The organism is Virgibacillus sp. JSM 102003 (assembly GCF_041949995.1).
GTDB lineage: Bacteria > Bacillota > Bacilli > Bacillales > Amphibacillaceae > Lentibacillus.
On record NZ_JBHFQH010000002.1, the window covers coordinates 42,215 to 61,451 of the forward strand.

Annotated in this window: 27 protein-coding genes and 1 other annotated feature; of the genes, 23 read left to right on the top strand and 4 right to left on the bottom strand. The window is 35.4% G+C overall.

Going from position 1 to position 19,237, the window contains the following annotated elements; all coding sequences use genetic code 11:
- Positions 1 to 21: 21 nt before the first annotated feature.
- The 7 genes from ACE1TG_RS02535 (at position 22) to ACE1TG_RS02565 (ending at position 3,931) form a co-directional block, all read left to right on the top strand.
- Positions 22 to 504 carry an NUDIX hydrolase gene (locus tag ACE1TG_RS02535; RefSeq protein WP_375050790.1) on the top strand — a complete coding sequence of 161 codons (483 nt, stop codon included), beginning with the start codon at positions 22 to 24 and terminating at the stop codon, positions 502 to 504.
- A gap of 203 nt (positions 505 to 707) precedes the next feature.
- Positions 708 to 1,088, top strand: a complete 381-nt coding sequence (locus ACE1TG_RS02540) for a hypothetical protein (protein WP_375050791.1) — start codon at positions 708 to 710, stop codon at positions 1,086 to 1,088.
- Positions 1,089 to 1,215: 127 nt separating this feature from the next.
- A complete protein-coding gene (locus tag ACE1TG_RS02545; protein WP_375050792.1) occupies positions 1,216 to 1,611 on the top strand; it encodes a hypothetical protein in 396 nt (131 codons plus the stop codon).
- Positions 1,575 to 2,201 carry a sensor histidine kinase gene (locus ACE1TG_RS02550; RefSeq protein ID WP_375050793.1) on the top strand — a complete coding sequence of 209 codons (627 nt, stop codon included), beginning with the start codon at positions 1,575 to 1,577 and terminating at the stop codon, positions 2,199 to 2,201. The genes ACE1TG_RS02545 and ACE1TG_RS02550 overlap by 37 nt, the downstream gene beginning before the upstream one ends.
- Before the next feature lie 7 nt (positions 2,202 to 2,208).
- Complete coding sequence (locus tag ACE1TG_RS02555) at positions 2,209 to 2,829, top strand: response regulator transcription factor (protein WP_375050794.1); 621 nt, start codon at positions 2,209 to 2,211, stop codon at positions 2,827 to 2,829.
- 168 nt (positions 2,830 to 2,997) lie between these two features.
- The gene (locus ACE1TG_RS02560) at positions 2,998 to 3,516 is read left to right on the top strand and encodes a GrpB family protein (protein ID WP_375050795.1); all 519 of its coding nucleotides are present in this window, start codon (positions 2,998 to 3,000) and stop codon (positions 3,514 to 3,516) included.
- Between the two features lie 217 nt (positions 3,517 to 3,733).
- Complete coding sequence (locus ACE1TG_RS02565; RefSeq protein ID WP_092493415.1) at positions 3,734 to 3,931, top strand: cold-shock protein; 198 nt, start codon at positions 3,734 to 3,736, stop codon at positions 3,929 to 3,931.
- 144 nt (positions 3,932 to 4,075) lie between these two features.
- On the opposite strand, the gene ACE1TG_RS02570 is transcribed toward ACE1TG_RS02565, so the two are convergent.
- The gene (locus tag ACE1TG_RS02570; protein ID WP_375050796.1) at positions 4,076 to 4,231 is read right to left on the bottom strand and encodes a hypothetical protein; all 156 of its coding nucleotides are present in this window, start codon (positions 4,229 to 4,231) and stop codon (positions 4,076 to 4,078) included.
- Positions 4,232 to 4,355: 124 nt separating this feature from the next.
- Here ACE1TG_RS02570 and ACE1TG_RS02575 point away from each other — a divergent pair, with 124 nt between their 5' ends.
- A complete protein-coding gene (locus tag ACE1TG_RS02575; protein ID WP_375050797.1) occupies positions 4,356 to 5,360 on the top strand; it encodes a DUF3231 family protein in 1,005 nt (334 codons plus the stop codon).
- Positions 5,361 to 5,609: 249 nt separating this feature from the next.
- Here ACE1TG_RS02575 and ACE1TG_RS02580 read toward each other — a convergent pair whose 3' ends face one another.
- The gene (locus ACE1TG_RS02580) at positions 5,610 to 6,083 is read right to left on the bottom strand and encodes a DinB family protein (RefSeq protein ID WP_375050798.1); all 474 of its coding nucleotides are present in this window, start codon (positions 6,081 to 6,083) and stop codon (positions 5,610 to 5,612) included.
- A 347-nt stretch (positions 6,084 to 6,430) separates the two neighbouring features.
- Between ACE1TG_RS02580 and ACE1TG_RS02585 the strand changes: the two genes are divergently transcribed.
- The 4 genes from ACE1TG_RS02585 to ACE1TG_RS02600 all read left to right on the top strand — a co-directional run bounded on the left by ACE1TG_RS02585 (position 6,431) and on the right by ACE1TG_RS02600 (position 8,076).
- Positions 6,431 to 6,718, top strand: coding sequence for a hypothetical protein (locus ACE1TG_RS02585; protein WP_375050799.1), 288 nt, complete (start codon positions 6,431 to 6,433; stop codon positions 6,716 to 6,718).
- A 47-nt stretch (positions 6,719 to 6,765) separates the two neighbouring features.
- Complete coding sequence (locus tag ACE1TG_RS02590) at positions 6,766 to 7,185, top strand: ester cyclase (RefSeq protein ID WP_375050800.1); 420 nt, start codon at positions 6,766 to 6,768, stop codon at positions 7,183 to 7,185.
- Positions 7,186 to 7,220: 35 nt separating this feature from the next.
- Complete coding sequence (locus ACE1TG_RS02595; RefSeq protein ID WP_375050801.1) at positions 7,221 to 7,409, top strand: hypothetical protein; 189 nt, start codon at positions 7,221 to 7,223, stop codon at positions 7,407 to 7,409.
- A gap of 127 nt (positions 7,410 to 7,536) precedes the next feature.
- Complete coding sequence (locus tag ACE1TG_RS02600; RefSeq protein WP_375050802.1) at positions 7,537 to 8,076, top strand: hypothetical protein; 540 nt, start codon at positions 7,537 to 7,539, stop codon at positions 8,074 to 8,076.
- A gap of 334 nt (positions 8,077 to 8,410) precedes the next feature.
- Here ACE1TG_RS02600 and ACE1TG_RS02605 read toward each other — a convergent pair whose 3' ends face one another.
- Both ACE1TG_RS02605 and ACE1TG_RS02610 read right to left on the bottom strand, forming a co-directional pair.
- Positions 8,411 to 8,518 carry a putative holin-like toxin gene (locus tag ACE1TG_RS02605; protein ID WP_245251796.1) on the bottom strand — a complete coding sequence of 36 codons (108 nt, stop codon included), beginning with the start codon at positions 8,516 to 8,518 and terminating at the stop codon, positions 8,411 to 8,413.
- A gap of 237 nt (positions 8,519 to 8,755) precedes the next feature.
- Positions 8,756 to 9,376 carry a DUF3298 and DUF4163 domain-containing protein gene (locus ACE1TG_RS02610; RefSeq protein WP_375050803.1) on the bottom strand — a complete coding sequence of 207 codons (621 nt, stop codon included), beginning with the start codon at positions 9,374 to 9,376 and terminating at the stop codon, positions 8,756 to 8,758.
- A 294-nt stretch (positions 9,377 to 9,670) separates the two neighbouring features.
- Here ACE1TG_RS02610 and ACE1TG_RS02615 point away from each other — a divergent pair, with 294 nt between their 5' ends.
- From ACE1TG_RS02615 to ACE1TG_RS02665, 11 genes are all read left to right on the top strand, one after another.
- On the top strand, positions 9,671 to 10,837 hold the full coding sequence (locus ACE1TG_RS02615) for an MFS transporter (RefSeq protein ID WP_375050804.1): 1,167 nt from the start codon (positions 9,671 to 9,673) through the stop codon (positions 10,835 to 10,837).
- A 438-nt stretch (positions 10,838 to 11,275) separates the two neighbouring features.
- Positions 11,276 to 11,734 carry an NUDIX hydrolase gene (locus ACE1TG_RS02620; RefSeq protein WP_375050805.1) on the top strand — a complete coding sequence of 153 codons (459 nt, stop codon included), beginning with the start codon at positions 11,276 to 11,278 and terminating at the stop codon, positions 11,732 to 11,734.
- A gap of 295 nt (positions 11,735 to 12,029) precedes the next feature.
- Positions 12,030 to 12,653, top strand: coding sequence for a DJ-1/PfpI family protein (locus ACE1TG_RS02625; protein ID WP_375050806.1), 624 nt, complete (start codon positions 12,030 to 12,032; stop codon positions 12,651 to 12,653).
- A 182-nt stretch (positions 12,654 to 12,835) separates the two neighbouring features.
- Positions 12,836 to 13,106, top strand: a binding site (T-box leader).
- Between the two features lie 91 nt (positions 13,107 to 13,197).
- Positions 13,198 to 14,658, top strand: a complete 1,461-nt coding sequence (gene lysS / locus ACE1TG_RS02630) for a lysine--tRNA ligase (RefSeq protein ID WP_375050807.1) — start codon at positions 13,198 to 13,200, stop codon at positions 14,656 to 14,658.
- A 116-nt stretch (positions 14,659 to 14,774) separates the two neighbouring features.
- On the top strand, positions 14,775 to 15,053 hold the full coding sequence (locus tag ACE1TG_RS02635; RefSeq protein ID WP_375050808.1) for a hypothetical protein: 279 nt from the start codon (positions 14,775 to 14,777) through the stop codon (positions 15,051 to 15,053).
- A 134-nt stretch (positions 15,054 to 15,187) separates the two neighbouring features.
- Positions 15,188 to 15,664 (top strand): GNAT family N-acetyltransferase, encoded by a 477-nt coding sequence (locus ACE1TG_RS02640; RefSeq protein ID WP_375050809.1) that lies wholly within the window; start codon positions 15,188 to 15,190, stop codon positions 15,662 to 15,664.
- Between the two features lie 97 nt (positions 15,665 to 15,761).
- On the top strand, positions 15,762 to 16,172 hold the full coding sequence (locus tag ACE1TG_RS02645; RefSeq protein ID WP_375050810.1) for an NUDIX domain-containing protein: 411 nt from the start codon (positions 15,762 to 15,764) through the stop codon (positions 16,170 to 16,172).
- A gap of 161 nt (positions 16,173 to 16,333) precedes the next feature.
- The gene (locus ACE1TG_RS02650) at positions 16,334 to 16,873 is read left to right on the top strand and encodes a GNAT family N-acetyltransferase (RefSeq protein WP_375050811.1); all 540 of its coding nucleotides are present in this window, start codon (positions 16,334 to 16,336) and stop codon (positions 16,871 to 16,873) included.
- Between the two features lie 249 nt (positions 16,874 to 17,122).
- On the top strand, positions 17,123 to 17,323 hold the full coding sequence (locus tag ACE1TG_RS02655) for a hypothetical protein (protein WP_375050812.1): 201 nt from the start codon (positions 17,123 to 17,125) through the stop codon (positions 17,321 to 17,323).
- A 98-nt stretch (positions 17,324 to 17,421) separates the two neighbouring features.
- Complete coding sequence (locus tag ACE1TG_RS02660; RefSeq protein ID WP_375050813.1) at positions 17,422 to 18,300, top strand: alpha/beta hydrolase; 879 nt, start codon at positions 17,422 to 17,424, stop codon at positions 18,298 to 18,300.
- A gap of 84 nt (positions 18,301 to 18,384) precedes the next feature.
- Positions 18,385 to 19,236 carry a GNAT family N-acetyltransferase gene (locus tag ACE1TG_RS02665; RefSeq protein ID WP_375050814.1) on the top strand — a complete coding sequence of 284 codons (852 nt, stop codon included), beginning with the start codon at positions 18,385 to 18,387 and terminating at the stop codon, positions 19,234 to 19,236.
- Position 19,237 lies beyond the last annotated feature (1 nt).

Below are 19,237 nucleotides of genomic sequence, written 5' to 3' on the forward strand. Positions count from 1 at the left end.
CAAAATAGGAGTGAGCAAATTATGGCGAAAACAGCAGGCTGCTTTACAATAGTTTTCAATAGAAAAGGTCATATACTACTGGCTAGGCGGAAGGATTATTCGCTCTGGGATTTGCCTGGTGGAACACTTGAAAAGCATGAATCGTTAGAACAATGCGCTGTAAGAGAAACAGAAGAAGAGACTGGCTTTATTATTACGATTAACCGAAAAATTGGAGAATATTATCAACCCCAATACGATGATATGCAACATCTATTCCTAGGCAAGTTAAAAGGTGGATCGCCAATCAATGATGGTCCTGAAACAGAAAAGGTGGAATGGTTTAAGCCAAATAAGCTGCCCTTACTAATGATTCCAAATAGAAGAAAGCAAATCAATAATTATTTGAAGCAAAAAAATACCATAACAAAAGATTCGATCACAATTTCATCTTTTAAAATCTTTTTATTCAAAGGTATATTAAGGATAGTAAGTAAAGTACAACGAAGGCATGAACGACCCTGAGGCAAGGGATTGGCAGGAGGTAAAACAAGTATACCCGGAAGACCTGGAGCTTTTAGGAATCGTTGTTAGGGCGGAATCATAATTTTTAGTACTCTATTATATAAAATGATATTTATCATCTTTAATAAATGATATACATAACTACTAATCAATTTCTCTTTTATTTACGATTAAAGCATCTTAAAAAAGAGGAGATTTTGATTATGAAAAGAAGTTTGAAAGTAGGATGCTTCGTTGGAATTCTTGCTGGTGTTGCAGGAATAGTCACGGCTTATTTAATTGGAAGGGTCACAGCACTTTGGTTTGATCAGTTAACTTGGATTTCTATCGGAATCGCGGCAATTGTAACGAATATGGCTGGGGCTATAATTTACTCAAAATGGTTTCAATCTGCCAAAAGACCAGGAGTTTATTACATCGTTCTTGTATCAGGAGTCACTTTGGTGATGACCGTTAATGATATTGTAAACCCTCCAGCAACTGATTTTGGTATTGTTGCACACCCCGTGCATATAGTCGTCGCATTAATTTCGATTTGGTTGATACCCAAATGGTTAAAACCGATAAAGACAGTACGTACCTGATAGCAATATAGCCATTCTAATAATTAATGAGGAAGCGGTATAGATGAGATCACTATTGTTAAGTAAGCATTCGAGGAAGACCGCTCTGCTGGGACTGTTGATTTTACCACTTAGTTATTTGTTTTTTATGCCTGTTGAGCAAGGTTATCTAGTATTATTTATAGTTCTTGGAATCACCTACTATAAAAGTGTTGCAAATGAAAAGTATCGGATCGTTTATATAATTGTCCAGCTAGGAACTGTAGCTATTTTAGGTGCTTTTTATACACCATGGAGTTTATGTTTTGGGTTTTATCCGGCAGTTGTGACAGGATTGCTCGATTCTTATCGCCTAATCACACGGATCATGATTACCATGACATTCCTCTATGCGGGGGCAATTTTCGTATTTTATATGCAAACATTAAATCAGTTTCAACCATATTGGATTCCGGTTGTCCTATCATTGTATGTAATCCCTTATGTGATAAGCGTGTTTTACCGGTCATGCAAAAAGCTAATAAGGAGATTACCCGACTTGTAAAAAATGCCGAACGTCAACGTATTGCGCGAGATTTGCATGACACTTTAGGGCAGACATTATCCATGATTACCGTGAAAAGTGAGCTTGTGGAACGCTTAATCACAAAGGATAAGGAACAGGCAATTGCAGAAGTTCAAGATGTCCAAACTATTTCACGATCAATTCTACTGCAAGTCCGGGAACTTGTTAGTGACATGCAATCCATTACTATTGAAGATGAGCTTAACCATGCTAAGTCAATACTCCAATCTGCTGGAATACAATTTATCTATGAAAAAAATACTGCAGCAAGCATAGAACCGACCATTGAGCATATTCTTGGAATGTGCCTTCGGGAGTGCATTACCAATGTTGTCAACCACAGTAATGCTGATACATGCACTATCAGTCTGGAGGAGTTACAGGAGAAGCTAGTGCTTGTTGTCAAAGATGATGGCAAAGGGCTGGATAAAGAGTATACGAGATTCGATGAATTTGGTAATGGAGTGTTGGGAATGAGGGAACGTTTGTTGTTGATTGAAGGGGAAATCAACTATGAGTCCAATCAATCGCAGGGAACTAAAGTGACAATAACTGTTCCCAAGAAATGAAGTTCTTATGATTGGGGGAGATCATGTGCATATTATTATAGCAGAAGACCAGGGTATGCTTCGAGGTGCAATTAGTAAATTGCTGGCTATGGAAGAAGACATTGAAATTGCTGGAGAAACTGACAATGGTGAAGAAGCACTTAAGCTAATCCACCAGCATAAACCAGACATCGCACTTCTGGATATAGAAATGCCTTTATTAAGTGGTTTGCAAGTAGCCGAAAAGTTGAAATCCGAGGGTAGTGAATGCAAGGTTGTAATTGTAACCACCTTTGCACGGAGCGGGTATTTGCAACAGGCGGTTAAAGCTGGAGTCCATGGGTATTTGCTAAAAGATGCCCCGGTATCAGAATTAGCTGAGTCACTTCGCAAGATTCAGTCAGGAAGGCGTTTCTTCAGTCCGCATCTGACTTTCTCGATGATGGAAGAGATTGATCCACTAACTGACCGGGAAACTGAAATCCTCAGTTGTCTGAAAGCAGGCGATTCTGTGAAGGATATCAGTTCCAAATTATATTTATCACCGGGAACCATCCGTAATTATATTTCTGAAGTAATCCAAAAACTCGAAGCAAAAAATCGCATTGATGCCGTTACCATAGCTGAAAATAAAGGCTGGCTGAAATGAATTAGTTGGAATTTTTTGCAATGATCATGATTAAACCATTAAGTGAATCAGCAGAATTCCGTTGTGATAACAGTGGATTCTGCTTCTCGTATAATGTGGAAAGTGCGTTTTTTAATGTTTAGCGGTGCGTATTAGATTGTATTATTTTGACAAAAAGGAAGTGTCTTTATGAAAGTTAGATTAACAGATTATAAGGAAAGCTGGGCTGAAATGTTTGAAATGGAAGCTCAATTTTTAAAAAACATATTTGGTGACGAAGTGATTAAATTTGAACATTTTGGGAGCACCGCAGTTCCTGGCCTAAAGGCTAAACCCGTAATCGATATGATGTGTATCGTAAAAGACATTAAGAAAATTGATTCGTTCAACGACAAAATGCATACACTTGGATATGATATTGCTGGCGAATGGGACATTGAAGGAAGAAGGTTATTTCGAAAAGGCGGGGAAAACAGGACACATCATATTCATTTTTATCAGGTGGATAACCCTCAAATCAAACGGCACTTAATCTTTCGAGATTATCTGCGAACCCACCCAGCAGAAGTAGATCGATACAGCAATTTTAAAGAAGATTTGGCTCAACGTTTTGATAGTACAAGTGACTACAGCCCTGCAAAAAAAGAATTTGTAAGGGAAATGGAAAAGGAAGCACTGCTATGGTTTGAAAAAAACCAGCAAAATTAAAGGGCGCTTATAAATAGTAACACTACTACTTAATTAAAATAATTTGAAGCAGTACTTGACAAGAAGTACATTCACTGTTATGATTAAAGTTAATTATTCTTGTTCGGTTGTCAATGAAAGAGAAAAGTAACTAGTAAGTCACTTTCGTCTGGAATGAATATGCAGAGCATTAATAGTAATACATTGTGGATTGAATCCACGCAGGAGGTAACAATTTATGTTACAAGGTAATGTTAAATGGTTTAACGCAGAAAAAGGTTTCGGTTTTATTGAAGTAGAAGGGCAAGACGATGTATTCGTTCATTTCTCTGCTATTCAAGACGAAGGTTTCAAAACATTAGAAGAAAACCAAACAGTTACATTCGAAATTGTTGAAGGTAACCGCGGACCACAAGCAGCTAACGTTCAAAAATAAACGTTACTAGTGAAAGAGAGATTTCCTTAGTTGGGAATCTTTTTTTTTTGCAGATATCTAATTTATTGGGGCTTTGAAATATACTAGCTTTAATAAGTTAATCTAGGTGGATGTTAAGAATGTTACCAATTCAGTATTGCCACTTCATCCCACTGTCACTTCTACATCGGTATGTTCTGAGATTTTAGCATTCGTTGGATTAGCGGTATCGCTATCCCTGAAAGTGCCATTTTCCTTCAATTTGATACCAACCCTTCCCAAAGCTTCCAAGGCTATTAACACTATAAGTAATTTCTCCAACAGAGTTAACATCCTTACCCTTATATTTAAGTAAAAATTCCTGTGTTTTATAATCATCACTGGTTTTGAAGAATGAATAAATACATTGATCATATTTTGGGAAACATTAAGATGAGGTGATTAAATGGAAAAAGAAGATTTAAAACTTACATCGGCTGAAATAGGAACATTGTGGGGCGAGTATGTAAATGGAACAGCCGTTGATATTATAAATAAATATATGGTATCCATTATAGAAGATGAGAAGATAAAACTGCTATTTGAAGATGCGATTAAGATATTTGATACACAAAAAAATAAAATAAGACAGTTAATTGAAAATGAAGGATTTCCAGTACCGATTGGCTTTACTGAATTAGACCTTAACAAAGGGACCAAAAGGTTATTTTCGGATATCTTCTGTTTGCACTATTTACATATTATGACGCTGCATGGTTTATTAGGGCATTCAACATCGCTTAGTTCTTCTGTAAGAAAGGATTTAAGGCACTTCTATGATTCAAGTACAAATGAAGGGATGAGTATGTACCATCGAACGACTGAATTATTACTGGAAAAGGGACATTTTCAGAGAGACCCTTACTTTTATCCAGAAGAGAATCCTGAATTTATTTCAGGACAACAATTTATAGGTGGTTATTTTGGAGACAAGCGTCCTTTATCCTCAATAGAAATTATTGCTCTATCGCTTAATATAAAAAAGAAGATAATGGAAAAATCACTTTCGATTGCCTTTAGCCAAGTATCACAATCAAAAGAGGTAAGGAAATTTCTAGAAAAGTCGCTAAACGCATCAGACCAGCAAATTCAATCACTAGGTAAGATGCTGAAAGGAGATAATTTGCCTGTCCCCATGTCTTGGGAAACTGAGGTTACAACTTCTCAAGATGCTCCTTTTTCAGATAAGTTGATGATGCATCACATTGGATTCTTATTACAGTCTGCACAATCGTATCATGGTTCAGGTCTTGCATCTGCAATGCGAACAGACCTAGTGACAACATATGAGAAAATAATACTAAAAAATCTAATGATTACAAAAGAATGGTTCAATTTAATGACCAAATATAGATGGATGGAACAACCACCACTTGCTCCAAACAGAAAAGATCTTGCAAAAGACCAATAAGAGCTATCTTATCCTTTCAACATAGGGTGTTTTTTGGAGAAAGAAATACTTTCTTACTTGCATAAGTGGTAAGGCAATCGCCATTAAAGCTGGAACTTCAGAGTATGAGGGGTCTAATAAAAATGTTCATTTATGAATCCCCCCTAATTACTTTAAGAATCCTTTATGCTTAGTTATCTAGAATAGGAAACTTTCGTACAGAAACTCCCCCTTCGATCCTTTTAAACGATTATTAGATTTCTCATTACTCTAATACCAGCTTTTTTGCAACTTCCGTATATAAACGATTTGACCAATATGATAGGCGTTATGCGTAATGGCATTTCCAAGTAACTCATGCCATTTAGCGGATACAGGGAATCCACTCACATCATTCTCGAGTAGTTTCTCGTTTAGTAAATTTTGCCATTGTAGAAGTACCTCTAATAAGCGTTCTTTTAAATTATTAAAGGTTTTGCCTTCTGGAATAATAAAACTTTTATCGTTATCTTCAATAGACGGAACAGCACGAAAATCAGATTTTTGGTATCTTATTTGCCATATTTCATTCCAATAAATTAGATGCTGCACAATTTCAGCGATACTATGACTATCTTCAGCAGGTTTCCAAAATGCTTCTTCGTCTGTTAAATTTTTAACTGTTTCTGTAAATGGAAGATACCAGCTAGGGTCATTGGCATTTGCTAAAAACTGATCTAGCAGAAGATTTTGAACATGTCGCATGATTTTCATCTCCTTCTGAATTACTATTTCTATATATACATTAAAATTCCTTTTTTATATCTAGTGATCTACATCGCTTGAATAATTCAACAAAAGAATACCGTCAATTTTATCTTTAAGAAAGCCATATCCTAGCAGAAAAAATAAAACTGATAAACTGATTAGTAATAAACACAAAATCATAAGCAAATTAAAAATCCCCTTTCACTCAACAATTGCAAGAGTTGAACAAGAAGTTTGACATATACATCAAATTTTTCCAGAAAATTGTGATCGATGCACCGAATAGATGGAAAGATATGTTAATATTTACTAAGAGATAACATTTAATGAAAAGGAGCGGTTTAATGTCCACATTGGTCTGGATAGCCACTATTATTTTGTTGTTGATTGTAATATCGGTAGCTGTAATCCTATTTGTAAAAACGCCAAAAAGTAAAGCTGGGATACATATCCTCGCTATAACACCCTTATTATTAGGAGTTGCTTACAATATGGTGTTACCAGAAGAAATTTTATTCACAAGTGACAGCACTTCAATTTTCTTCAGGACTGTTATTCCTTTTATGAGTGTAATCCTTGCTTTACCACTTGTCATCAAAGCAAATAAAGAGATAAAGAAAAAGGAACAATAAACCTAGGAAAAAATTACCGGTTTTAGGTTCAGAAGGAGGGTCTATGTTTGCCTACTGAAGAAAAAGCGTCAATAGTTAAAATATGGTTTGAAGAGGTATTTTCAAAAGGTGACCCAAATGCTGTTGATAGGCTTTCAGCGGAAGATATCCTCATACATTCTCAAGGACATGATGAGGGGTTTGCTGGGACAGAGAATTTTAAAAACTGGTTGTCTTGGTACTGTGAGTCTTTTGTTGATCGTACATGGTCAGTACACGATATGATTGAAGAAGGAGATAAAATTGTTGCTCGTTATACTGGTTATAGTACATATAAAGGGGGCTTACTTGAGATTCCGCCCAAAGATCAAAAGATTAAAGAAACTGGAATTATTATTTTTCTAATCGAAAAAGGAAAAATCACCGAGCAATGGTGTGAAATGAGTGACCTGCAGGTTGTGCAACAATTAGGAGTTAAATTCGTATAACAAAGTAGCTTTAGAAGTTGGGGAGATGTTATTCTATGGGCGCTTTTGCATCGATTTCAATTATTCTGTTAGCGGTTATTATTGATTTCTTTTTGATGGATGTGGACCGAAAACGATGGGGATGGATGAAAAATTGGTCCCGGTTTCATAAGATATTATTTTTCTTAGGATTTATCGCCATCACTAGTATCATTTATATTGGGTTAAGTTTAGAATACTTGTAGATGTAGGGCATCATCGTTGGTGGTGCCTTTTTTTAGTGGGTTTGGTATACTTTTAATTGGTATATGACACTTATTGTATATTTCTCCTCCGTGAATGTGTTACATGGACTTTAAAAGGGGGGTTACTGTGAGTTTAATTGCATGGATGATTGTTGCGAGTGAAATTGGGTTTTGGGTTTTGATTGCAGCAGGATTCATCACACGTTATGTATTTAACTTAAAGAAACTTGGTCTCATATTATTAGCCTTAACACCGGTCATTGATTTAATTTTATTAGTAGCTACTAGTGTGGATCTTTACCGTGGTGCCACTGCTACCGAAGTGCATGGAATTGCAGCTATTTATATCGGAGTTTCTGTTGCGTTTGGGAAGAGCATGATTGAGTGGGCGGATATCCGCTTTCAATATTATGTGATGAAACAAGGACCAAAACCAGTTAAGCGATATGGTTTCGATTATGCAAAACATTATTTTAAAAGTTGGGGACAGCATGTGTTTGCTTACATAATAGGTGCCGGATTTTTATTCGGGCTGATTTATTTTATCAATGACTCGTCACGAACTGAGGTGTTGACTGGCTTTTTAAGGATTTGGACCCTTGTATTAGGTGTCGATTTACTGATTGCCATCAGTAATTTTATTTGGCCAAAAAGAAAAAAGGTATAACAATCAATTGAAGTGGTAAGTCCTTAAGAAACTATGAGGTAGCCTGGGGTTAATTTTATACTTGGGAAAGATACTAAAGTTTCCTAAGAAGGCTAGTTAGAAAATTTTTTGATAACGGAGTTTTTTCTTTGAATAGACTCGTGGTATGATTATCAGCAAATGATAATGTATAAATACATTGACAGTATAAGTGGATAAAATTATACTTATAATAAGAATAAGGTAACGAGTAGCGCTAACTACTCGTTACCGACAACTACAGACCGCATAAAGAGCGGTTGACCATTGATGTGTTAATCTAAAAGGAAGTAACTGCCATTGGTCACGGGGGCGGTTACTTCTTTTTGTTTAGGTAGACGACAATAGTTACAATTAGTGTCAGTGTCGCTATTAGTGAAATGCTAAATTGCGCTACTAGACTTAATGCTTCAAATGTCGTCATCCTACCACCTCCCTTCTGTAGGAAGATGGCCAACCGCCCACTATACTATGTAGTTGCTATATAAATTTTACCATAAGAGTTAAAAGATTAATAGTAAAAGTAGAACAAATGTTCGTTATTATCTTATATTCTTTAATCAATAAATGATTATAAAAAACCCGCACCCTACGTAAGTACTGTTATGGGTGTGGGTTTTTCGATTAAAGATTGAATATGGCCTTCCTTTTTAGTATATAGCTAATTATTCTCTGCCATTCGGCCAAGCGGACCGTCTTCATTGATAATATCCTGGATGGAATAGACAGATATTGGAAACATTGGAAATCCGAAAACATATGGTGTGATCTCATAGAGTTGAAAGTAGATGACTAGTGCTTTATCGGCAATGTAGAAGTCCTGATCTGGCTGAATTTTAACCGTATCTTCAAATGTGCCAATATCGCGCTCTTGAATCTGTTCATTAATAAGCTCAGATAGCCGATCCACATAATTACTTTCAGGTTTAAATAGATCACCGAGACTGCAGCGGCTATTCTTCTCCAAATCAAAAGTTAGTGATTTGATATAGGTCATTCCATGTGCAGCCTGATAATGGTATGCATAGTTATATAAGGATAAACTCAGGACGTCTCGCTGGTTGTTTTTAATTTCGAATGAGCCATCCATCTCAACAAGGGTAGTCGGCATTTCAGCTATCTGCATGTTGATAAGCTGCTGTGTTTCATGGATGATATTCTGATTGATAAATCGTTCCATTCCCCGGTCTCGCATTCCAAAAACATGGGGATAGATTACTTGAATATCCCTACCATAGCTGACTCGCATCGGTTTAATAGAAACTGGTAATGATTGTGGCACTTTTTTCACCCTTTACTGGTTTTGTGCCTATTGTATTCGGTGGCTAGATGAAGTGTGTTTGCTGGAGAGTCATGACGATTTGTTGAATATCGTGATAAAATAGACTACAGTATTTTCGAGCCGCGGGTCAAATGGTGAAATTGATTAAAGAATGGCAAGTGGGACAAATAACCCTGTCCCCCCTTGTCCCTTTTGACTGTTATTGCAGGAAGATACCGATACACGCTTGTCTTTTTAAACAATTAGGTTTACGATTAACTATTAAACTAACTAAGAGACGAAAGGCGTCATGAAATGAATAAACGTGTTTACTTTTTGATGATTGTTGCATTTGTTGTTGGGATGGTTGAATTAATCATTGGTGGATTATTGGATCTCATGGCAGCAGATCTTAATGTCAGTCTCGGTCAGGTTGGCTTCCTGATCACTATTTTTTCACTGATCTTTGCTGTTGGGGCACCGATTCTATTAATACTTACATCGAGTATCGAGCGAAAACGTCTGACTCTTATTTCACTGGTTGTATTTCTATTGGGAAATATTGTCACATTTTTCAGTCCGACATATACGATTGTCTTTATAGGAAGAATTATTTCAGCATTGAGCGGGTCACTACTGATTATTTTATGTCTAACCATTGCGCCATCAATCGTTCATCCAAAATATCGCGGCAGGGCAATTGGTATAGTTTCCATGGGTGTTAGTGCCTCGATTGTTCTGGGGATTCCTGTCGGGTTACTGTTGGGGAATGCTTTTGGATGGCGTGCTCCGTTTGTGCTGATTTCTGTTTTAACTGTCTTTTCCATAGCTGGAGTGTTTCTTTTGATGGAGCGGATTGATCCGAAGCCTTCCAGCCCGATTAAAAAACAACTGGCCACTTTGAAAGGACGGAGAATATTTTTTGGGCAGTCCATAACATTTTTGTTTATAGCGGGACATACAGTTCTTTATGCTTATTTGACTCCTTTTGTAAAAATGACCATGGAGGTAGACGGGACCTGGGTCAGTATTATCTACATGATATTCGGAATTGCAGCGGTAAGTGGTGGTGGAGTTGGTGGAACTTTATCAGACAAACTAGGGCCAGAACGGACCATTATGTTAACGATCGTTCTGTTTACGCTGGTGATATTCTCCATTCCATTTACAACATTTGCGCTTCCGGTATTTATAACGATATTGGTGATCTGGGGAATGCTAAGCTGGACGTTGGCTCCAGCAACTCAGTCCTATCTCATCAGTTTATCACCTGAAACATCTGACATTCAGCAAAGCTTGAATAATTCTGCGCTTCATCTAGGTATCGCATTTGGATCACTGGTTGGTGGTCTGGTTATTGAGCGTTCCTCTATTGAACAAAATGCAACAGTCGGCGGATTTTTTGCTTTACTTTCAATCGGAGCAGCATTGGTTTCCATGTATCGTAAACAGGGATCAGAAGCTGTGAGAAGTAAGAGCTGACCAGACATTGGTTTAGCCAGCAAAAGTAGTAATCGAATACTATCTAATTGAAAAAAATTACCTCTTTTTACTTAGTGCAAAACATTAATAAAATAGCGAAAACGACCATCAATCTGCATGCGATTGGATGGTCGTTTTTTTAATAGTGTAATACCACAGTCTTAGTTAATTGTCATTAATATTGTATGTGGTATCCATCTCCATTCCGTGAAATTCGTATGAATTTTCGCATTTGCATACAAGTATTTACCAATGTATTGGCAGATAAACAATTTGTTTCATGACTTTACGAAAAATTTATGAATAGTTATGTTAAAATAAACACAAAGTTGTGAAGAATTACACTTACTGGCAGGTCATTGAAGAAGAAAAATGGTTAATCGGAAACGAAAAGTTAGTTGGAAACAAATATTGTATATAATTACAGAGGAGAAAAAAATGAATGAAAAAAAACCGATTGTTTTAGTTGTTAGTGTTTCAATAATTAGAGATGAAGAAGTTTTAATGATTAAAGAAAATAAACCAAATGTAATAAATAAGTGGAATTTTCCAAGTGGAAGAATTGAAATAGGAGAAGACATCCCTTGTGCAGCTAGAAGGGAAGTAAAAGAAGAGACTGGACTAGATGTGGAATGTACATATACAACTGGTATTTATAACTTTATTAGTAGTTCTCAAGACCAAGTTATTATGTTTCATTTTATAGGGCAGGTGACTGGGGGTTCAATCTATCTTGAAGAAGATGAAATAATAGATAGTGCCTGGGTGAAGGTGAATGATTTAGTGAAGTTTAACGATGATGAGCTTCGTAATCCAGGCGTTATAAATCAAATCGCAAATAGTCTTGTTAATAAAAGTTACCACCCTATTAATGTTTTCCAAAAACAAATTAAGTAGAATCCTTGTTCAACAAACGTGTGCAGATGTTGAAGAAACAGTAAGCATTCTTATTAGACTAACTCACCCTTAGTTTAACAAGGATGAGAGGAGGAAACGGATGATTTCAGAATTCTGGTCGCATATTTGTAGATGATATTATGTATCCTACCTCTGGATTTATTTGGTTAGGAAGTAATAATGGATTTATCTTGATTTTATAAGGTGTTCTGAATCTTTATGTTAAAAAAAGTCTGTAACGATTACACTCAAACAAATGGGGAGTATAGTAGTTTCGAATAAAGGAGCTAAGTAAATGAAAAAGCTAAAGGTTGGAATATTACTGTTTGATTATGTAGATATTTTAGATTTTGCTGGTCCCGCTGAGATTTTGTCATTAACAGTTAAAAGTAAAGCCGAACAAGCATTAACCCTTTACAAAAAGCATTTATTACCAACGAGACCATTCGAAGTATATACTATAACAGAAAAGGGAATGAAAATTGTAACTCATTCCGGGATAAAAGTAGAACCTGATTTTAGCATTGATCTAAGTCCTGAATTAGATATTCTAATAATTCCAGGAGGTCCTTTAAGAGCAGTGCAAGCTATCGCTAAAAACCAGAAGATAATAGATTGGATTAATACTCATAAAAACATTGAATACTTATGTTCAGTTTGCACTGGAGCATACATATTAGGTGAAACTGGTTTATTAGATGGAAAGAAGGTAACTACCCACCATTTAGCATTGAAAATGCTTCGAGAAAAGTATCCTGATATTCAAGTCTTATCCGACAGAAAAGTTGTACAGGATGGTAACATCATATCCTCTGGTGGAGTTTCTTCAGGAATTAATATGGCACTATATCTTGTTGAACAAATCTTGGGAGAATCTACTGCTAATAGAACTGCTAAGACTATCGAATTTATATTATAGATTTTTTATTAAATGACGCTTTCCTTAAAATTGGAACTGCACCCTTGTTCAGCAATATTAAAGAATGTATAAAGCATTAAGCTAACTGACATGATTGTTTACAAGAATAAAATAGGGTCTATAAATTACAATTGACTAAATCATTTAATTTTGCTACAATTTTTACAATTATTTAATCTGGAATATAGGCTGTGAAGAGAAGAGTAATTTTGATTAATTATTTTTAGAGAGCTCCTGCAGGTGGAAAGGAGTAATAATAATCTTAATGAAAAAAGGCTTGGAGCTTCGCACGGATCTAAGATCGTATTTCTTAGTGATACTGCGACGGGATCTCCCGTTAAAGAGATAGGGTATAATCAATTTTCAAAAAATTATCGTACCCGACAAGGTTGATTTGGTAACATATCAACAAACTGAGGTGGTACCACGAAGCTAATAACTCTCGTCCTCAAGATGAATAATCTTGGGGGTGAGAGTTTTTTTGTCGTTTAAATTCGTATTATGTGAGACCCAATAAACTAACGAAAAGAATGGAGTGAAAGAAATGAATAGCGAACAAACTAATTATAGAATAGAGAAATTAGATACTATAAGATCTCAAGGAATCACGGTATATCCTGAAAAATTCGCTATAAATTATGAACTTAATGAAGCTTCTCTCATTGAGGATGGAATCTCGGATGTTCGGGTTGCCGGAAGAATAATGAGTATTAGAAGCTTCAGCAAATTGAGTTTTATTACGATATCAAACATACAAGGAATTTTACAGCTTCTTTTGAAAAAGGAAGAGATCGGAGAAGAATCATTTAGTCAATTTCATACTTTGTTAGACATTGGTGATTTTATTGGTGTTGAAGGACGTATGTATACGACTAAAACAAACGAGAAAACATTACGTATTGAAAACTACGTATTTCTTGGGAAGGCATTACGAACTCTTCCAGAAAAGTGGCATGGGTTAAGCAGCGTTGAACTTCGATATAGACAGCGGTACTTAGATTTAATGATGACAAATGATACTCAAAATCGAATGTTAGCTAGAATTAAAATGGTACGATCAATTCGCAGATTCTTTGAGGACCAAAATTTCTTGGAAGTAGAAACGCCAATCTTACAGCATACTTCCTCGGGTGCAATTGCTAGTCCTTTTAGGACCTATCATAACGCTTTGGAAACTGAATTAAATTTACGAATTGCCCCGGAGACCTATTTAAAAAGGTTAATTGTGGGTGGGTTTACCAAAGTATTTGAGTTTGCTAAGTGTTTTAGAAATGAAGGGCTTAGTCCTCAACATCTTCAAGAATTTACAATGGTTGAAGGGTATGCGGCATACTGGAGCTATGAGGATACAATGAAACTAATGCGTGATATGGTTCTATTTATTCTGGATCAAACTTTCAATTCAACTACCATTACCTTACAAGGGCAAACGATTGACTTCTCGCTAGAATGGGACATTGTTTCCTTCAGGGATTTAATTTTAAGGGATACAGGTATTGATATAGAACTTTATCCTGATGTTGAGGATTTACACCAGGAAACAAAGCGAAAAGGTATTGACTTAGAACATTCGGATATTGAATCTTTAGGGAGAGGTAATTTCATTGATCTCCTTTACAAGAAAAGGTGTCGATCTCAACTTGTGAAACCAACATTTTTAATCCAGCACCCTATCGATTTATCTCCACTTGCTAGAGCAAATGATGATAACCCCAGACTTACTGACCGGTTTCAATTAGTGGTGAATGGAGCAGAAATTATAAATGCCTATTCAGAGTTAGTTGACCCAATCGAACAAAGGAGAAGGCTGGAGGCTCAAGCTATTCTTAAAAGTAATGGGGATATAGAAGCTATGGAAATGGATGAAGATTATCTAACAGCTATGGAATATGGGATGCCCCCCATTTCAGGTTGGGGATTTGGAATTGAACGCTTGTTAATGATATTAACAGATAGTGATAATATTAAGGATTGTGTCTTATTTCCGTTAACTAAAAAACTATAGAATTTATTCATAGGTGGTTATTTTGATTTGAGTCCGATTTACCACCTATGTATAGTTTCAGGTACAATTACGGGGAGAAGGAAGATGAACTATTATATAGAAATAGGGGAGGTTTCATGGAAAAAAGTATAGGAGTAATGACTTTATTTTCTGCTATTTCAGCGGTAATAGTAGCTTATGAAATTGCAACAATGAACACATTGATGCCTACCTTCACTGAGGGAAGATATTATTATTTTATTATAAGTTCAATTGTTTTTTTACTTGTCGCAATTGTTATGAACAAGGGATTAAATAAATGGATTAAGATAGTAATGTATTCGTATTTAGCCATAGCTGTTCTATATATAATCGCAATTATTGGAGTTTTTATTGCTATAATAGGCGGTGGTTAATTTACAGAACGTTTTTAGGTGCAAATGTATTAAGTGCAATGAAATAAATAGCAAAAGTTTAATAAAGCATGCCCTGGCATGAGTGAGAAGTGGTAAAATACTAGTTAAACAATTATTGAGAGGTAGAAAAAAATATGGATATATCTATTCGAAATGCCGAACAAAACGATTATGAATTTTTGCTGCCTTTATTTAGGCAAGTTCATGATTTCCACGTTTTTGTAAGACCAGATTTGTACAAGGATAATTCCACTCCAGTTGAGCAAGAGTTCTTTGAAAGTCAATTAATTGATGACAAACAGCATATCTTTGTGGCTACCATAGGCAATGATATAGTCGGTTTTATAGTAACAAATGAAGAAGAAACAACTGAAAACTCTTTTGTTAAAGCAAGGAAAGTATTAGTTATAAACAGTCTAGGCGTTGCTGAAACATATAGAAAGAAAGGTGTCGGAAAAAAACTAACTCAATACGTTTTTAATTTTGGGGGGAACCTCAGTGTTGATAGTATTGAATTGGGAGTATCCGAGGAAAATACATCTGCTATTGAATTTTATAGGTCGATTGGGATGACAACAAAGGGTAGAAAAATGGAGATTATATTGAATTAGCTGGTGCTTACCTAGAACAATGATATTGTACTCCTTGTTCAAGTATAGAGGCAGTAATGTTGAAGAAAGAAGTTCACTAATAAAAGGGGGTAACCAATTGAAAATTACTAGGGGTAATAGTTTTGAATTTCTTGACTTTCTTGTTGTAAAAGAAACTGAAATATATGGTTATCACCGATTGGCTGGTTCTTATGCAATAATAAAATGTGATAACAACTTTCTATTATGTTATAACACTTTGAGAAAGCAATGGGAATTGCCGGCAGGACAGAGGGAAGAAAATGAAACGCCAAAGGATTGTGCTATAAGAGAACTTTACGAAGAAACTGGTCAAAACGTTTCGGAGTTAGAATTTAAAGGTTTGTTAAAAGTAAAAAACTTAATCAGTGACGAAATTAAATATAATCCTGTCTATTTTACTACTCTTGAAAGACTCCAACCGTTTCAGAAAAATAATGAGACATCTGAAATAAATTATGGAACTTACAGCAACAGATTTGTTACATAGATGAAGTGGATATTGAAATATTCAATTATATTAAATTAAGTATGCGTATCTTATTCAGTTATCGGTTAACTTTAAGACAATGCCAGTGGTTCAAGTAGAAGCAGGATTATTCAATAAGAGTAATGAAATTAATATGTAAAAACTGTGAGGGAGGAAATCTAATGGAATTTCCTGAATTGGAAACGGATCGACTGAGATTAGTTCAAGTAAATGAGGAGCATACCCGTAGCTTTTTCGAAATAATGTCAAAAGATGAAGTAACTAAATATTATGGGATGGATAGTTTAAAAAATATCGATGATGCCTCAAAAATAGTAGAGTCTTTTCAAAAGACATATGACAGCAAAAGAGGTATACGATGGGGAATTGTATTAAAGGAGGCTGGAGATTTTGTTGGTACATTGGGATTAAACAACCTTAGCACTTGGAGTAAGAAGGCTGAAATTGGTTTTGAATTACATCCATCACATTGGAACAGAGGAATTACGACTGAAGCAGTAAAAGAAGTATTACGTTATTCATTTGAAGATTTAGCTTTGTTTAGAATGGGTGCAGTAACGTTTCCACAAAATGAGCCATCTATACAACTATTAAGGCGATTAGGTTTTGCTAAGGAAGGGCTATTAAGAGGATACCTTTATCAAAATAACCAGTCTCACGATGCATTGGTTTTTTCACTGCTCAGAACAGAATTGGAATAACTTTACTGTTGCATTAGTTGAACATAGAACAAGAAGATCGTTTACTTGATCTCTTTTATTTTGTTGACTATTTCAGAAAATTAGAATTTTAGGGGCGATAGTCTAGGACTTTATGTTAATATTACAAGGTTGATCTATTTTTACTAACTGGCAATTCACGATATAGAGTTGTCGATGCGGCAGCTACTATTACATCGCAGCAAAGTGAACAAGGGGATTGGCATTTTTATGCTAAGGGGGCAGATGTTTATGAAAAAACCTTATAATATTATATTAATTCTTGTTTTATTGGTAAATGTGATTATGGGGATTGTATTATTTCAGCAGAGTGCTAAATTGACTAAATATGAACACATCATTTCGAACCTTGAATATAGAATGGAAGATTTAGATGATGCAATTGAAGGAGATGTTGTTCCCCGCTTAGAAAAGATTTTGAATGAAAAATAATTAGGTTCTTCAACAGAATGGGATGCCTTTCTCGCAAAAGAAGGAGAACGCCTTATTTTTATTGAAGTAACAGTAGACAAGAAAAAGGAGGTGGATAGGTGAAAGAAGTAGACCTTGAATGCTTAGTTATTGGTGAGAAAGGACCTACAATTGTTATTGAAACAGGAATAGGAAATTCTTTCTATAACTGGCTACCATTTATAGAGCGTATAAAAAATAACTGCAAAATTGTTATTTATCATAGAGCAGGTTATGGAAATAGTCTAGAGGCAAAAAAACAAAGAACGGTTTCGAATATTGCAATGGAGCTAAATGGACTACTTGAGGACCTTCAAATTGAAGAAAAGTTTATCTTAATGGGGCATTCATTCGGTGGTTTATGTGCTCAGCAATTTGCAAAAATGTTTCCAGAAAAACTTAAAGGAGTCATTTTAGTAGATGCAACATCACACAATTTTAAAAGGGTATATGACCTCAATCTTCCTGTGATGTATTCCATGATCTCCTTAGAGAAAATGATAGAGGGAAACACAGAGACGTCAAAAAAATCAAAAGAAGAATTAAATCAAATGTTTTCACCTATGGTTGAAGAATATAAAGCTGTGTTAGTAAAAAAGGACGTTGAAAATTTTAAAGAATTTATAACCAACCCATCTTTATTCCGCACGATTGCTGATGAATTTATGAATTGGGAACAAAGCAGCCAATTAATAAATGAATATGGTACATTTCCTGATATTCCATTAATTGTGATAGCAAGGGATAAAGAATTATCAGCTAAACCTTTTATTGAACATGGTATTCCAGCCTCAGAAGCCGTTCTTCACGAAGAGGTATGGAGGGATTTACAGGTTGAACTATCACAGTTATCTAGTAAGGGAGAATTAATAATTGCTGAAGGAAGTGACCATGAAATACATAAAGATAAACCTGAAGTAATCGTACGAGTAATTGAATCGTTACTATCAAAATCGTAAACTGTTATTGCACTAGCCGGTGCAAGAGTTGAACAAGGAACTAAGAATATCTGAAATTGTTAAATCGGGAAGGAAATTATCTTAATGATACGTGTTTATAGGGATAAAGAAGATAAGGGGAGAATATTAGCTCTAATAGAAAAAATGGGTATTGAAGAAGATATCGGTGATTTAGATGAAGTGATTAAAAATTCTTCTCATTTACTCTTGTATGAAGAAAGTGGCATAAAAGGGTTCTCATACGGATCGATCTATATGAATGATGGGGAGTCTATTGCCCAAGTCAGTGTTTATGTTGAACCGAATTCTCGCTTAAAGGGTATTGGTTCTGCATTATATAGAGAAATGGAAGAATTAATTTATGAAGCAGAACCTGATTTTTTGTGTACTTATATGCGAGTTGAGTCAGAAAATCCGATTGGTTTCGCTAAGAAAATGGGGTTGAAAAAATGGTGGGGATCGCCTGAATTGGTATACAGGGGCGGAAGTTTCCCAGAAACAGATTTAGAGTTTGTTAAATATGAAGATAAGTTTTTTGATCAGTTTGTAAAAGTTGTACAGGACTCTTATTACGAGTTGCACGAAATGAATGATATTAAACCTTATTTAGCCTCAGAAGACAGCGTTAAAAAGTATAAATTACATAAAAAAAGCAATGTATATTTAGTATTAGAAAATGATCAAATTGTTTCCTCAGTCACTATTGGTGAAGGAGAAATAGAAAACTTAATGGTTGCTCCAAGCTATCAAGGCAAAGGGTATGGACGTAAATCTCTACAATTTGGTATGAATAAAATGTTAGGTGAAGGTTGTGAGGAAATTTATATTTGTTTTGTAGAAGGAAATGAAGGTGCTGAGAGGTTGTACACGTCATTAGGCTTTAAGCCTCTACATAATACACAAGTTTATCGAAAGTTCTTGAAAGGGGGGAGTTAAT